The following is a 13,522-nucleotide window of genomic DNA, read 5'->3' on the forward strand; positions in this document are numbered from 1 at the left end:
GCGTGCCCCCCCACGGAGATACCCTGTTTTGAACGACAATATCCTCTGGCTGCACGCGCTGCGCCTTGACGACCTGGCCCGCGTCGGCGGCAAGAACTCGTCGCTGGGCGAAATGATCGGCAATCTGTCCTCCCTCGGGGTCTCCGTTCCCGGCGGGTATGCGACCACGTCAGAGGCGTTCAAGGACTTCATCGCCCACAACGACCTGCACCAGCGCATTTTCGACCGTCTGGCGCCGTTGGACGTCGACGATGTCGCCGCCCTGACCGAAGCCGGCAAGGACATCCGCGACTGGGTGATCAGCGCCCCGCTGCAGCCGGGGCTGGACCGCGACATCCGCATCGCCTATCGCCAGCTGTGCGACGAGAACGGCGGCGGCGACGTGGCCGTGGCGGTGCGCTCGTCGGCGACCGCCGAGGATCTTCCGGATGCCAGCTTCGCCGGCCAGCAGGAAACCTTCCTCAACGTCACCGGCGAGGACGACGTGGTGGTCAAGGTGAAGGAGGTCTTCGCCAGCCTCTACAACGACCGCGCGATCGCCTACCGCGTGCACCACGGCTTCAAGCACGAGGACGTGTTCCTGTCCGCCGGCGTGCAGTTGATGGTGCGCTCCGACGTGGGCGCGTCCGGCGTGCTGTTCACCCTGGACACCGAGTCGGGCTTCCGCGAAGTGGTCTTCATCACCTCCAGCTTCGGCCTGGGCGAGATGGTCGTCCAGGGCGCGGTCAATCCGGACGAGTTCTACGTCTACAAGCCCACCCTGGCGCAGGGCAAGCAGGCGATCCTTCGGCGTTCGATCGGTGCCAAGCAGCTGCGGATGGTCTACTCCGACCAGCCCGGCGAGCGCGTGCGTACCGAGGACACCCCGGCGGACATGCGCGGCACCTTCTCCATCAACGACGAGGACGTGCACGAGCTGGCCCGCCAGGCGCTGATCATCGAGAAGCACTACGGCCGCCCGATGGACATCGAGTGGGCGAAGGACGGCGTCAGCGGCAAGCTGTTCATCGTCCAGGCGCGCCCTGAGACCGTGAAGTCGCGCGGCCACGCCACCCAGATCGAGCGCTACCAGCTGGGCGAGCGCGGTCCGGTCGTCTGCGAGGGCCGCTCGATCGGCAACAAGATCGGCAGTGGCATCGCCCGCGTGATCCGTTCATTGGACGACATGGCCCGCGTGCAGGCGGGCGACGTGCTGGTCGCCGACATGACCGACCCGGATTGGGAGCCGGTGATGAAGCGCGCCGCAGCGATCGTCACCAACCGCGGCGGACGGACCTGCCACGCGGCGATCATCGCCCGCGAGCTCGGCGTTCCCGCAGTGGTTGGCACCGGCAACGCGCTGGAGGCCATCAAGGAAGGCCAGACGGTGACGGTAAGTTGCGCCGAAGGCGACACCGGTTTCATCTATGAAGGCGCCCTGCCCTTCGAGCGCCACGTCGCCGATCTGGACAAGATGCCCGAGGCACCGCTGAAGGTGATGATGAACGTCGGCAACCCCGACCGCGCCTTCGATTTCGCGATGCTGCCCAACGCCGGCATCGGCCTGGCCCGGCTGGAGATGATCATCGCCAGCCACATCGGCATCCACCCCAAGGCATTGCTGGAATACGACCGCCAGGATGCGGCGACGAAGAAGCAGATCGATGCGAAGATCGCCGGCTACGGGGACGACCCGGTCCAGTTCTACGTCGACCGTCTCGCCGAGGGAATCGCGACCATCACCGCGTCGGTGGCACCCAAGGCCGTGATCGTGCGCCTGTCGGACTTCAAGACCAACGAGTACGCCAACCTGATCGGCGGCGCGGCCTACGAGCCGGACGAGGAAAACCCGATGCTCGGCTTCCGTGGCGCCTCGCGCTACGTGGATCCGAGCTTCAGCGATGCGTTTGCGCTGGAGTGCCTCGCGGTGCTGAAGGTGCGCGACGAAATGGGCCTGACCAACCTGTGGGTCATGATCCCGTTCGTGCGCACTCTCGACGAGGGTCGCAAGGTGGTCGAGGTGCTGCGCGCCAACGGTCTGGAACAGGGCAAGGACGGCCTGAAGATCATCATGATGTGCGAGCTGCCGTCGAATGCGCTGATGGCCGAGGAGTTCCTGGATATCTTCGACGGCTTCTCGATCGGCTCCAACGACATGACCCAGCTCACCCTCGGGCTGGACCGGGATTCGGGGCTGATCGCGCACCTGTTCGACGAACGCGACCCGGCGGTGAAGAAGCTCCTGTCGATGGCGATCAAGACCGCCAAGGCGAAGGGCAAGTACGTCGGTATCTGCGGCCAGGGGCCGAGCGACCACCCCGACCTGGCGCAGTGGCTGATGGAGGAAGGCATCGATTCGGTGTCGTTGAACCCCGATACGGTGGTCGACACCTGGTTGCGCCTGGCCAAGGCCAAGGCCGCCGGCTGATCCATCAGGCGCCGCAGACGACGGCGCTCGCGCACGCCAGTTCCACACCCAACGCCCCGCCTGACCGCGGGGCGTTGCTTGTTGCTCAAGCCTGCGCCGGTAGCCGGTCCGCCGATTCCAGACCGCCCAGCGAGCCCATGAAGCGGCGGTAATAGCGCAGCTCGTTGATGGAGTCGTGAACATCGCTCAGCGCGGTGTGGCTGGCCTGCTTGTTGACGCCGGCGCTGATTGACGGCGCCCAGCGCTTTGCCAACTCCTTGACCGTGCTGACATCCAGGTTGCGGTAGTGGAAATAGCGCTGCAGCTTCGGCATCTGGCGATGCAGGAAGCGTCGGTCCTGGCAGATGGAGTTGCCGCACATCGGCGAGGCGTTCGCCGGCACCCAGTGGGCAAGGAATGCGAGGGTCTGCTGCTCGGCTTCCTGCAGCGACACGCCCTGCTCCAGCACGCGCGTCCACAGCCCGGACCCGCCGTGCTGGTTGCGGTTCCAGTCGTCCATCGCCTCCAAGGTCGCCAGCGGGTGGGCGATGGCCAGTTCCGGACCTTCGGCGAGCACGTTCAGCTGCTTGTCGGTCACCACCGTGGCGATCTCGAGGATCGCGTCGTTGTCGGTGTCCAGACCGGTCATTTCCAGGTCGATCCAGACCAGGTTGTCGGCATTGACAGGGCCGTTGGCCATCGGGGGCTCGCGTCGCTTGAAGGGGGCAGGCATCATACCGTCACCCTGCAACGGAAGCCTGCATGTCTGCCACGCCCTTCGCCGATCCGAACCACTACGCAGTGATTTCGGCGATGATCACCCCCGCTTTTTTCCTGACCGCCACCGGCTCGCTGTTGATCTCCTCCAACAACCGCCTGGCGCGCGTGGTCGACCGCATGCGCAAGGAGATCGAGCACCTGCGCGAAACCGTGCCGGGCCCGATGCGCACCGAGCTGGAGATCCGGATCGGCTACCACCGGCGGCGCTCGTACCTGGTGCTGGGCGCGCTGCGGATCCTGTACGCCGCACTCAGCGCGTTCGTGGGCACCAGCATCGGGATCGCCGCCGATGCGTTCTTCCATTATCAGCTGGGCTACCTGCCTACGCTGCTGGCGGTACTCGGCGTGCTGCTGATGCTGGCCGCCTCGCTGTGCCTGGGGCAGGAGGCGCGAATCAGCCTGCGGGTACTGGAGCGCGAGCTGCGCGCGGAGCTGGACAAGGATTCCACCATCCCGCAGCCGTTCTGAGTCAGGCGCAATGCCGCCTTACGACGACTTCATACGCTTGCGGCGGAAATAGGCGGTAAGCCGCGCGCCCGCCTCGTCACCCAGCAAGCCGCCCTCCACCTCCAGCCGGTGGTTGTGGCGCGGGTCGGTCAGCAGGTCGAAGACGCTACCGGCGGCGCCGGTCTTCGGGTCGGCAGCGCCATAGACCACGCGGGCGACGCGCGCATGCACCATGGCCATCGCGCACATCGCGCAGGGCTCCAGGGTCACGTAGACCGTGCATCCCAGCAGGCGGTGGTTGGCCAGGCGGAACCCGGCCTGGCGCATCGCCACGATCTCCGCGTGTGCGGTGGGATCATGCTCGGTGATGTTGCGGTTCCAGCCCTCGCCCAGTAGCGAGCCGTCCGCGGCGACCACGACAGCCCCAACCGGGATCTCGTCATCCTCACGCTCGGCGCGGTCCGCCAGCGCCAGCGCTTGACGCATCCAGCGCTGGTCGTCGCTCATTCCCACTCGATGGTCGCGGGCGGCTTTCCACTGACGTCATAAACCACGCGAGAAACACCACGCAACTCGTTGATTATCCTGTTGGAAACACGCCCAAGGAAATCATACGGCAGGTGCGCCCAGTGCGCCGTCATGAAGTCGATCGTCTCCACCGCACGCAGTGCGATGACCCACTCATAGGCCCGCGCATCACCCACCACGCCGACCGACTTGACCGGCAGGAACACCGCGAACGCCTGGCTGGTCCTGTCGTACAGGTCGGCCTTGCGCAGTTCGTCGATGAAGATGTGATCCGCGCGGGCCAGCAGTTCGGCGTACTCGCGCTTGACCTCGCCCAGGATCCGCACGCCCAGACCGGGGCCGGGGAACGGATGGCGGTAGACCATCGAGGCGGGAAGGCCGAGCTCGACCCCCATGCGGCGGACCTCGTCCTTGAACAGCTCCCGCAGCGGCTCGACCAGACCCAGTTTCATGTGCTCGGGCAGGCCACCCACGTTGTGGTGGCTCTTGATCATGTGGGCTTTGCCGTTCTTGCTGCCGGCCGACTCGATCACGTCGGGGTAGATCGTGCCTTGGGCCAGCCATTTGGCGTTGGCGAGCTTGCCGGACTGCTCGTCGAAGATCTCGACAAACAGGTTGCCGATGATCTTGCGCTTGGCCTCCGGATCGGTGACGCCTGCCAGCGCGGTGAAATAGCGCTCCGCCGCATCGACGCGGATAACCTTGACTCCCAGGTGCTCGGCAAACGTCGCCATCACCTGATCGCCTTCCTGCCAGCGCAGCAGGCCGGTATCAACAAACACGCAGGTGAGCTGGTCGCCGATTGCCTTGTGCAGCAGGGCCGCGACCACGGACGAATCCACGCCGCCGGACAGGCCGAGGATGACCTCGTCGTCGCCGACCTGCTCGCGGACCCGGGCGACCTGGTCCTCGATGATCTGCTGCGGCGTCCAAAGCGTCTGGCATTCGCAGATGTCGGTGACGAAGCGCTCCAGCAGCGCCCCGCCCTGCTTGGTGTGGGTGACTTCCGGGTGGAACTGGACGCCGTACCAACGGCGCTCGTCATTGGCCATCGCCGCCACCGGCACGCGGTCGGTGCGCGCGGTAACGACAAAACTGTCCGGCGCCCTGGAGACGTGGTCGCCGTGGCTCATCCACACGTCCAGCCGTGGCGGCGAGCCGGGATGGTCCTTGAGCCCGTCCAGCAAACGGTCCTGCGCGACCAGCGCCACCTCGGCATGGCCGTACTCACGCTGGTCGGCGGCCTCGGTTTCGCCGCCCAGCTGCTTGGCCATCGTCTGCATGCCGTAGCAGATGCCCAGCAGCGGCAAACCGGAATCGAAGACCTCCTGCGGCGCCTGCGGGCTGCCGTCCAGGGTCGTCGATTCGGGACCGCCCGACAGGATGATGCCCTTGGCACGAAAGCCCGCGATCTCGGCCGGGTCGTGGTCCCAGGCCCAGATTTCGCAATACACGCCGAGCTCGCGGATGCGCCGCGCGATCAGCTGAGTGTACTGGGCCCCGAAGTCGAGGATCAGGATCTTGTCTCTATGGATGTCGGTCATCGTCTTCAGCCCACCCGGTAATTCGGTGGCTCTTTGGTGATCTGCACGTCGTGGACGTGGCTCTCGCGAGAGCCGGCGGACGTCACCCGCACGAACTTCGGTTTGCTGCGCATCTCCTCGATGGTCGCGCAGCCGACGTAGCCCATGGTCGCGCGCAGGCCGCCCACCAGTTGGTGGACGATATTGCGCAGCGGACCGCGGTACGGCACCCGGCCCTCGATGCCTTCAGGCACCAGCTTGTCGGCATCGGAGGAGTCCTGGAAATAGCGGTCCTTGGAACCGGTTTCCATCGCCGCCAGGCTGCCCATGCCGCGGTAGCTCTTGTAATGGCGGCCCTGGAACAGCTCGCTGTCGCCGGGTGACTCATCGGTGCCGGCAAACAGGCTGCCGATCATCACCGTGGAGGCGCCGGCCGCCAGTGCCTTGCCGATATCACCCGAGTAGCGGATGCCGCCGTCGGCGATCAGCGGGATGCGGTCCTGCAGGGCCTCGGCGACCATGTCGATGGCCGAGATCTGCGGCACGCCGACGCCGGCGACGATGCGGGTGGTGCAGATCGAGCCCGGACCCACGCCGACCTTCACCGCGTCCGCGCCGTGATCCATCAGCGCCAGGGCGGCGTCGCCGGTAACGATGTTGCCGCCGATGACCTGCAGCTGCGGGAAGTGCTTCTTGACCCACTTCACCCGGTCCAGCACGCCCTGCGAATGGCCGTGGGCGGTGTCCACCACCACCACGTCGACGCCGGCGGCGACCAGCGCTTCGACCCGCGCATCGGTGTCTCCGCCCACGCCGACCGCGGCCCCGACCAGCAGGCGTTCGCTGCTGTCATAGGCGGCGTTGGGGTTGTCGGTCTTCTTCTGGATGTCCTTGACGGTGATCAGGCCCTTGAGCTCGAAGGCATCGTTGACCACCAGCACCTTCTCGATCCGGTGCTTGTGCAATAAGCCCATGACTTCCTCGTCGCTGGCGCCCTCCTTCACCGTGATCAGCCGGTCCTTGCGCGTCATGATGTGGCGCACCGGATCGTCCAGCTTGGTCTCGAAGCGCATGTCGCGACTGGTGACGATGCCGACCAGCTGGCCGCTGTCGACCACGGGCACGCCGGAGATGTTGCGCTCGCGGGTGAGGTTGAGCACATCGGCGATGGTGGTGTCGGGACTGACGGTGAACGGCGCGCGGATCACGCCGGCCTCGAAGCCCTTGACCTGGGCGACGTGGGCGGCCTGCTGGGCCACCGTCATGCTCTTGTGGATGATGCTCATCCCGCCCAGCTGGGCCAGCGCGACCGCAAGGCGCGCCTCGCTGACGGTATCCATCGCCGCCGACAGGATTGGCAGGCGCAGGCCAAGCTCGCGGGTCAATCGGGCGCCCAGGTTGACGTCCTTGGGGAGGACCGTCGAATGGGCCGGAATCAGCGAAACATCGTCGTAGGTGAGAGCTTCAGCCTGGATGCGCAACATGGTCGGAACCGGAATAGGTGAAGCGCGCCATTGTACCGCTTTCGCAGCGCTCCCATCGCGCTCAGCCGTCGGCCGCCTCGGCGGCTTCCAGGGTGTTCTGCATCAGGGTGGCCACGGTCATCGGCCCCACCCCGCCCGGGACCGGGGTGATCCAGCTGGCGCGTTGCGCAGCCGCCTCGAAGCCGACATCGCCGACCAGCCGGCCGTCATCAAGGCGGTTGATGCCCACGTCGATCACCACCGCGCCGGGCTTCACCCACTCGCCCGGGATCAGCTGCGGGCGTCCCACGGCCACCACCAGGATATCGGCGCCGCGAACGGAAGCCTCCAGCACGTCCTGCGGAGTGAACTTGTGGCAGCAGGTGGTCGTGCAGCCGGCGATCAGAAGCTCCAGCGCCATCGGCCGGCCGACGTGGTTGGAGACGCCGACGATGGTCGCGCTGGCGCCGCGTACGGGCCGGTCGGTGTAGGCGAGCAAGGTGGTGATCCCGCGCGGCGTGCACGGGCGCAGCCCGAACTGGCGCAGGGCCAGGTGGCCGACGTTCTCGGGATGGAACCCGTCCACGTCCTTGCTCGGCGAGATGCGGTGGATCAGGGCGCTGGCGTCGCGGCGGTCGGGCAAAGGCAACTGGACCAGGATGCCGTGGATATTGGGATCCGCGTTGAGACGGTCGATCAGCTGCAGCAGCTCGTCATCACTGGTTCCGGACGGCAGGTCGAAGTCCACGGCACGGATCCCGACCTTGCGTGCCGCCCGCCGCTTGTTGCGCACGTACACCGCCGACGCCGGATCACCGCCGACCAGCACGACGGCGAGCCCGGGCGCGGATTTGCCCGCCGCCAGACGAACGTCGACACGCGCCTTGAGGTTGTCCAGCAGGTCCTCGGCAATGCGCTTGCCATCCAGGATTCGGGCGGTGGGCGGGCTGGCGTCAGTATTCAAAAGCGGGACCTGGAGTGACGTGGCCGGGCATTATCGCCGACCCGCGCTCAGTAGGCGCCCATGTAGTCGCGCTTGCCGATTTCCACGCCGTTGTGGCGCAGCAGTGCGTAGGCCGTCGTCACATGGAAAAAGAACTGCGGCAAGCCGTAGGTCAACAGATAGTCCTGGCCGCTGAAGCGACGCTCCTTCGGGGTACCCGGGCGGGTCAGGATCTCGCAGTCCTCGCTGCCATCGAATCGCGCCGCATCGACGGTGTCGAGGAACGCCAGGGTGCGCTGCAACCGGTCGCGCAGCTGCTCGAAACCCTGCTCCTGGTCGTCGTAGGCAGGCACGTCCTGTCCCGCGAGACGGGCGGTCACGCCGGTCGCGAAATCGCACGCGATCTGCACCTGGCGGACCAGCGGCAGCATGTCCGGGAAAAGCCGCGACTGCAGCAGCACCGTCGGCTCGATCTTGCGCTCCGCCGCGTAGGCCTCGGCCTTGCCGATGATGGCCACCAGGCTTCCCAGCATCTGCCGGAAGACCGGAACGGACGCGGCGTACATGGAAATCGACATGGCAGGACCTCGTTTTGGGGAAGCGACCATGTTAGCCGGTCCGCGCGTGCGCCCGCGCCGGCGCCGGGCGCAGCAGCCGGCAAAGCCCTAGAATTGCACGCCCTGCCCTGCCGCCGTGTCCATGCCCTACCGCCTGCTGAAGTTGTTCATCGCCCTGGCCGCCTACGGGCTGTCGATGGCGATGATGCTGCAGTCCCGTTACGGCCTGATGCCGTGGGATGTGCTGCACCAGGGCCTGTCGCTGCAGGGCGGCTGGCCGATGGGTCGCGTCACCGTGGCGGTGAGCTTCGTGGTCCTGCTGGCCTGGATCCCGATCCGCCAGAAACCGGGCTTCGGCACGGTCTGCAACGCCGTCCTGATCGGGTTGACCTTCGATGCGGTGGTGGGCCCGGTGGGGGAACTGGTCGAGAACGCCGGCCCGGCGATGCGCATGGCCTTGCTGGGCGGCGGCATCGTGCTCAACGGCGCGGCAACCGCGGCGTACCTGGGAGCGGATTTTGGTGCCGGTCCGCGCGATGGCCTGATGACCGGCCTGGTCCGGCGCAGCGGCCGCTCGGTCCGGCTGGTGCGCACGCTCATCGAGGGCAGCGTGCTTACCACCGGTTACGTGCTGGGCGGCACGCTGGGCGTGGGCACGGTGATGTACATGCTGCTGATCGGCCCGCTGATCCAGCTGATGCTGCCGTGGTTCCAGCGCAAACGCCCAGCGCCGGGTCCGTCGGTCATCCCCGCAGCAGGATCGCCGGCAGCGCCACCAGACCAAGCAATACGATGACCGCAGCGGCGGCCAGGAGGACCTTGAGCGGTTCGCGGCGCCACACGTCGGCGAAAGTCTCGCCGGTACCGTCCTTCTGCCCGGCCTCGTACTCGGCGCGGGCCCTGGCCTGCCGGTTGCCCTGGTAGATCGCCATCAGCCGCTTGGCCTCGGGCAGATCGCCGTCGTTTGACAACCAGATCGCGCCGTGGGAGATGCCCCAGCGGCTGGGCTTGGTCTCGTAATACTCGATGCGGTTTTCATCGAGCATCGCGCGCACGTCCTCGATCTCATCGTCCAGGACCAGGCGCAGGTTGAGCAGAAGCTTTGACATCCGCCGATGATACCGCCCGACGGGCGGCTGCGGCTCAACCGCCGCCCAACACCTCAAGCGGATCCGCGGTGGTCTTCTCCGGGCCGCGCGGGGCTTGCCGGGGAGTTCCGGGACGCGCGCCCGACCTTCGCGGACGCGCCTGCACGCCGCTTTCCAGTCGCGCACGCACATCGACCGGGATGGCTTCGTCGCCGAGGTCCCTGATCAACCTGGCCAGCAGTGCGCCGGCCATGTCGCGGATCCCGCTGCTGTCTTCTTCGGGCAGGTACTGCAACGCGTCTTCGACCAGTTGGACGCTGCCGCGCAGGTACAGGTCGCGGGCTTCCTCGACCTGGGGATCGCGATCGAGCACTTGGCGCGCGGCCGTCACGGCCTGCGACCAGTCGCCCAGGCCAGCATGGATCTCGGCGATGTGGAGCCACGGCAAGGTCTGGCCCGGCGCGGCATCCGCCGCACGCTGGTAGGCCTGGATCGCTGCTGCGGCGTCATCGCCGCGCATCGCCGTTTCAGCCGCGGTCATGCTGTCGGCATACCCTGGCGCGGCGCCCGCGGCGAGCGTGGCGCAACCGGAACCGGCCAGAGCCAGCAAAGCGACACCCAGCACCCAGCTCCGGCCGCGCGTGTCGGTGGCTTGCTTCATCGACATATCCTCGAACCTGGCCACAGCAGCCCCGCCGCGAAGATATCAGTTCCGTCCAAGAATCACGACGGCGGCGCGACGGGTAGATGCCAGTCGTAGCGGATCGCCATGTAGCGCAAGCCGAAGCACACCGCCGCCGAGGTGGCCATCACCAGCACCGCGGGTAGCTCCAGCGCAACCCCGATCACCACCACGATCGCTCCCAGCATCGCCGCGATTGCATACAGGTCGGACTGGAACACCACCGGCGTGCGCGCCACCAGCACGTCGCGGACAATGCCGCCTCCGATCCCGCTGAGCATTCCCAGCAGCACGGCACCCACCGGCCCCAGGCCGTGGTCGAGCGCCTTCAGCGTACCGATGACCGCAAACAGGGCCAGACCCGCCGCGTCGAACAGTCGCACCGGGTTGCGCAATCGCTCGATGTCGGCGTAGCGGTAGAACGTGATGATCCCGGCCAGGCAGCTGACCGCCAGGTAATGCCAGTTGGCCAGCGCGACGGGCGGGGTCGCACCGATCATCAGGTCGCGCGTGATGCCACCGGCCGTCGCGGCGGCGAAAGAAAGCACCAGCACACCGAAGATGTCCAACCGGTTGCGCACGCCGACGGTGGCACCACTGATGGCAAACGCGAAGGTCCCGATCAGGTCGATCGTGGTGATGATGGTATTGAGGGCCAATTCGCGATCGCCGGAAAACGGGAGCACAGGATGCCATGAGGTCGTGGACATCGCGCGGCTGCCGAGGCCGTGAGTGGGCCGTCGTGATGGGCGTGTCCACTTGCGGCCGTCGTCCCCTTTCCCCTAGCCTGCCCCGTCCGCCAATCCGGCGCACGAAGCCCAGGAATCCCGATGGAAATTGCCGACCGCCGCGTTGCAACGGTGCACTACACGCTCCAGCTCGACGACGGAACGCAGGTGCACTCGTCCTACTCCGCGCAACCGCTGGTGTACCTGCACGGCGCGGGAAAGTTGATGCCCGGCCTGGAGAAGGCGCTGGCCGGCAAGAAGGCCGGTGATCGACTCAAAGCGGTGGTGCCCCCTGAGGAAGGCTACGGTCCGCGTCACGAACAGCTGGTCCAGACGGTTCCGCTGTCGGCATTCGAGGTTGTGGACATGGTCAAGCCGGGCGCGAAGTTCCTGACGGAAACCGCGCAGGGCCCCGTGCTGGCAACGGTATTGACCGTGGAAGGTGACCGGATCAAGGTCGACGGGAACCACGAGCTGTCGGGCAAGACGCTGCACTTCGACCTGCGGGTGGTGGACGTCCGCGAAGCCACGCTGGGCGAGCTGACCCAGGGCGACGTCATCGAGGACTGACTCAGTCCGCTGATCGACCTGGATTGCGCGCCTGCCAGGCGGCCAGAAGCGACCGGTAGTGGTCTACCTCGTCGGCGTAGACATCGTGGACGCAACTCTCGCAACCGCTGTCGCAGCAATCCATCGGCAGCGGGCGTTCGGGCTCCACGGGAGGCGGGTCGTTGACTGCGGCGGGCTGCGGCAGTGGCAGCAGCTCCAGCGTCAGGTCGGATCGGGTCGTCGGGTTGCTCACAACAGCCATTCTATCGGCAGCGCCTCCATCACCCTGACCGCGGTGTTCAGCCAGAAGCCGTTGCCGGGCTCCTGTTGCAGGGCATGCTCCTCACCGGGCAGCTCGCCGCGCTCCACCCACTCCAGCTTGCCGTCCGGCCCGCGCCGAACCAGCCAGGCGCTGTCGGGAACGAGTTCCTCGAAGCGGTTGGCGATGCCCGATGCGATCGCCGTGCTTTCGACCACAAGCCCCATTTCGGTATTGAGGTTGGCCGAGCGCGGATCGAAGTTGAACGAACCGATGAAGGCGCGGCGGCGGTCGGCGGCGAACACTTTGGCGTGCAGGCTCGACGCCGAGCTGCCGGTGAGCTTGCGTCGAACCGCCGGGACGTCCGCTGTCTCCGGCTTCATTTCGTAAAGGGTGATCCCGGCGTCCAGCAAGGGCTTGCGCCGCTTGGCGTAGCCGGCGTGGACCGCCGTGACGTCGGTGGCCGCCAGCGAGTTGGTCAGCACCGTTACCTTCACGCCCTCTCGGGCCAGTCCGGCCAGGTATTCGACCCCGAAGGCCGTGGGGACAAAGTACGGGGAGACGATCTGCAGCTCGGCGTCGGATACGCCGATCACCTGCTGCAGCCGTTCCGACAGCAGGCTCTCGCGCGCCGCCAGCCCGAGCCCCTTGGCCGGATCGTCGCTGAGCAGCTCCACCGGAACCCATTCCAGGCCCAGGTCACCGCTCGCCAGCGCCTGCAGGTACGGCGAGTCATCCAGCGCACGCAGGTACGCGCGCGCGGCCGGGTCGCGCTCCACCACCGACGCGGCCGTGGCCAACGCCTCCAGCGCACCGGGCGGCGCGGCGGGGACAATGCCGTGCAACGGATAGGACGAGCCGCTGGCCCAGTAGAGATCGAAGTCGAGCGACACCTCGTCCACGATCGGCCCGACCGCGAGGAGATCAAGGTCGACGAAGAGCACGCCGTCACCGGCGTCGAAGTACTCGTCGCCGACGTTTCGCCCGCCCATGATCGTCGCCTGGTTGTCGGCGGTGAAGGACTTGTTGTGCATCCGCCGGTTGAGGCGCGCAAAATCGGTCAGGTAATCGAGCCAGCGCCAGTTCCGGTGCGGGAACGGATTGAACAGGCGGACCTCGATCAGAGGATGCGTATCCAGCGTCGCCAGCAGCGGATCCAGCCCGGCGGTGTTGTTGTCATCCAGCAGGAGCCGCACCCGCACGCCACGGTCAGCGGCCCGGTGCAGCGCTTCCAGCAGCAGGGTCCCGGACATGTCGCCACGCCAGATGTAGTACTGCACGTCCAGTGAGCGCTGCGCGCCTTCGGCGAGGGCGACGCGGGCCGCGAACGCGTCATCGCCGCGCGCCAGCGGCAACACGCCGGAAACCCCGGGATGCGCCCGGGCAAACGGCTGGATGCCGCGACCCAGCAGCGTGTCGGCGGTGTCGACCAGGCGCGTGGACTGGGACCGCCCGTCCAGCGACGGAAGCCTTGCGCTGATCGCCAGCGCCACCATCAGCAGCGCCAGCGTGGCGACCACCGTGGGCCAGCGGAACACGTGGTTTTTTCCAATCATGAGCCCCTATTGTAGGGGCCACGCCGCCCTGGA

The 13,522-nt window shown here is 67.1% G+C and carries 15 protein-coding genes; 4 read left to right on the forward strand and 11 right to left on the reverse strand.

Annotated elements, in window-relative coordinates; translation table 11 throughout:
- Nucleotides 1-28 precede the first annotated feature (28 nt).
- Nucleotides 29-2,407, forward strand: coding sequence for a phosphoenolpyruvate synthase (gene ppsA / locus INQ41_RS07265; RefSeq protein ID WP_193983180.1), 2,379 nt, complete (start codon nucleotides 29-31; stop codon nucleotides 2,405-2,407).
- Nucleotides 2,408-2,492: 85 nt separating this feature from the next.
- Here the strand turns inward: ppsA and orn are convergent, their stop codons facing one another.
- The gene (orn, locus tag INQ41_RS07270) at nucleotides 2,493-3,086 is read right to left on the reverse strand and encodes an oligoribonuclease (RefSeq protein ID WP_193983182.1); all 594 of its coding nucleotides are present in this window, start codon (nucleotides 3,084-3,086) and stop codon (nucleotides 2,493-2,495) included.
- Between the two features lie 62 nt (nucleotides 3,087-3,148).
- On the opposite strand from orn, the gene INQ41_RS07275 reads away from it, so the two are divergent.
- Complete coding sequence (locus tag INQ41_RS07275; protein WP_193983184.1) at nucleotides 3,149-3,634, forward strand: DUF2721 domain-containing protein; 486 nt, start codon at nucleotides 3,149-3,151, stop codon at nucleotides 3,632-3,634.
- Between the two features lie 18 nt (nucleotides 3,635-3,652).
- Here INQ41_RS07275 and tadA read toward each other — a convergent pair whose 3' ends face one another.
- From tadA to INQ41_RS07300, 5 genes are all read right to left on the reverse strand, one after another.
- Nucleotides 3,653-4,120 (reverse strand): tRNA adenosine(34) deaminase TadA, encoded by a 468-nt coding sequence (gene tadA, locus INQ41_RS07280; protein ID WP_193983186.1) that lies wholly within the window; start codon nucleotides 4,118-4,120, stop codon nucleotides 3,653-3,655.
- Nucleotides 4,117-5,685: a glutamine-hydrolyzing GMP synthase gene (gene guaA, locus INQ41_RS07285; RefSeq protein ID WP_193983188.1), complete on the reverse strand. Its 1,569-nt coding sequence runs from the start codon at nucleotides 5,683-5,685 to the stop codon at nucleotides 4,117-4,119. Before guaA ends, tadA begins: the two co-directional genes overlap by 4 nt.
- 5 nt (nucleotides 5,686-5,690) lie before the next feature.
- Nucleotides 5,691-7,148 (reverse strand): IMP dehydrogenase, encoded by a 1,458-nt coding sequence (gene guaB, locus INQ41_RS07290; RefSeq protein ID WP_193983190.1) that lies wholly within the window; start codon nucleotides 7,146-7,148, stop codon nucleotides 5,691-5,693.
- Nucleotides 7,149-7,209: 61 nt separating this feature from the next.
- Nucleotides 7,210-8,091: a bifunctional methylenetetrahydrofolate dehydrogenase/methenyltetrahydrofolate cyclohydrolase FolD gene (gene folD / locus INQ41_RS07295; RefSeq protein ID WP_193983192.1), complete on the reverse strand. Its 882-nt coding sequence runs from the start codon at nucleotides 8,089-8,091 to the stop codon at nucleotides 7,210-7,212.
- A gap of 47 nt (nucleotides 8,092-8,138) precedes the next feature.
- A complete protein-coding gene (locus INQ41_RS07300) occupies nucleotides 8,139-8,648 on the reverse strand; it encodes a DUF1993 domain-containing protein (RefSeq protein ID WP_193983194.1) in 510 nt (169 codons plus the stop codon).
- Between the two features lie 121 nt (nucleotides 8,649-8,769).
- Between INQ41_RS07300 and yczE the strand changes: the two genes are divergently transcribed.
- On the forward strand, nucleotides 8,770-9,423 hold the full coding sequence (yczE, locus tag INQ41_RS07305; RefSeq protein WP_193983196.1) for a membrane protein YczE: 654 nt from the start codon (nucleotides 8,770-8,772) through the stop codon (nucleotides 9,421-9,423).
- Here the strand turns inward: yczE and INQ41_RS07310 are convergent.
- The 3 genes from INQ41_RS07310 to INQ41_RS07320 form a co-directional block, all read right to left on the reverse strand.
- The gene (locus tag INQ41_RS07310) at nucleotides 9,371-9,736 is read right to left on the reverse strand and encodes a DUF6164 family protein (RefSeq protein ID WP_193983198.1); all 366 of its coding nucleotides are present in this window, start codon (nucleotides 9,734-9,736) and stop codon (nucleotides 9,371-9,373) included. The two genes, yczE and INQ41_RS07310, sit on opposite strands and share 53 nt — an antisense overlap.
- 34 nt (nucleotides 9,737-9,770) lie before the next feature.
- Nucleotides 9,771-10,376: a tetratricopeptide repeat protein gene (locus INQ41_RS07315; protein ID WP_193983200.1), complete on the reverse strand. Its 606-nt coding sequence runs from the start codon at nucleotides 10,374-10,376 to the stop codon at nucleotides 9,771-9,773.
- Between the two features lie 62 nt (nucleotides 10,377-10,438).
- The gene (locus INQ41_RS07320) at nucleotides 10,439-11,107 is read right to left on the reverse strand and encodes a trimeric intracellular cation channel family protein (protein ID WP_193983201.1); all 669 of its coding nucleotides are present in this window, start codon (nucleotides 11,105-11,107) and stop codon (nucleotides 10,439-10,441) included.
- Nucleotides 11,108-11,227: 120 nt separating this feature from the next.
- On the opposite strand from INQ41_RS07320, the gene INQ41_RS07325 reads away from it, so the two are divergent.
- A complete protein-coding gene (locus tag INQ41_RS07325; RefSeq protein WP_193983203.1) occupies nucleotides 11,228-11,695 on the forward strand; it encodes an FKBP-type peptidyl-prolyl cis-trans isomerase in 468 nt (155 codons plus the stop codon).
- 1 nt (nucleotide 11,696) lies between these two features.
- Here the strand turns inward: INQ41_RS07325 and INQ41_RS07330 are convergent, their stop codons facing one another.
- The gene (locus INQ41_RS07330) at nucleotides 11,697-11,927 is read right to left on the reverse strand and encodes an oxidoreductase-like domain-containing protein (protein WP_407074226.1); all 231 of its coding nucleotides are present in this window, start codon (nucleotides 11,925-11,927) and stop codon (nucleotides 11,697-11,699) included.
- The gene (locus tag INQ41_RS07335) at nucleotides 11,924-13,489 is read right to left on the reverse strand and encodes a phospholipase D family protein (protein WP_228076532.1); all 1,566 of its coding nucleotides are present in this window, start codon (nucleotides 13,487-13,489) and stop codon (nucleotides 11,924-11,926) included. Before INQ41_RS07335 ends, INQ41_RS07330 begins: the two co-directional genes overlap by 4 nt.
- Between the last annotated feature and the right edge of the window lie 33 nt (nucleotides 13,490-13,522).

It is taken from the genome of Lysobacter ciconiae (assembly GCF_015209725.1).
Lineage (GTDB): Bacteria > Pseudomonadota > Gammaproteobacteria > Xanthomonadales > Xanthomonadaceae > Novilysobacter > Novilysobacter ciconiae.

What these genes read in the sequence shown, in the direction of transcription:
- INQ41_RS07275 (WP_193983184.1), top strand. Translation starts at nt 3,149, where the DNA reads ATGTCTGCCACGCCCTTCGCCGATCCGAACCACTACGCAGTGATTTCG.
- yczE (WP_193983196.1), top strand. Translation starts at nt 8,770, where the DNA reads ATGCCCTACCGCCTGCTGAAGTTGTTCATCGCCCTGGCCGCCTACGGG.
- INQ41_RS07310 (WP_193983198.1), bottom strand. Translation starts at nt 9,736, where the DNA reads ATGTCAAAGCTTCTGCTCAACCTGCGCCTGGTCCTGGACGATGAGATC.
- INQ41_RS07320 (WP_193983201.1), bottom strand. Translation starts at nt 11,107, where the DNA reads ATGTCCACGACCTCATGGCATCCTGTGCTCCCGTTTTCCGGCGATCGC.
- INQ41_RS07325 (WP_193983203.1), top strand. Translation starts at nt 11,228, where the DNA reads ATGGAAATTGCCGACCGCCGCGTTGCAACGGTGCACTACACGCTCCAG.
- INQ41_RS07315 (WP_193983200.1), bottom strand. Translation starts at nt 10,376, where the DNA reads ATGAAGCAAGCCACCGACACGCGCGGCCGGAGCTGGGTGCTGGGTGTC.
- INQ41_RS07300 (WP_193983194.1), bottom strand. Translation starts at nt 8,648, where the DNA reads ATGTCGATTTCCATGTACGCCGCGTCCGTTCCGGTCTTCCGGCAGATG.
- orn (WP_193983182.1), bottom strand. Translation starts at nt 3,086, where the DNA reads ATGGCCAACGGCCCTGTCAATGCCGACAACCTGGTCTGGATCGACCTG.
- guaA (WP_193983188.1), bottom strand. Translation starts at nt 5,685, where the DNA reads ATGACCGACATCCATAGAGACAAGATCCTGATCCTCGACTTCGGGGCC.
- guaB (WP_193983190.1), bottom strand. Translation starts at nt 7,148, where the DNA reads ATGTTGCGCATCCAGGCTGAAGCTCTCACCTACGACGATGTTTCGCTG.
- INQ41_RS07335 (WP_228076532.1), bottom strand. Translation starts at nt 13,489, where the DNA reads ATGATTGGAAAAAACCACGTGTTCCGCTGGCCCACGGTGGTCGCCACG.
- tadA (WP_193983186.1), bottom strand. Translation starts at nt 4,120, where the DNA reads ATGAGCGACGACCAGCGCTGGATGCGTCAAGCGCTGGCGCTGGCGGAC.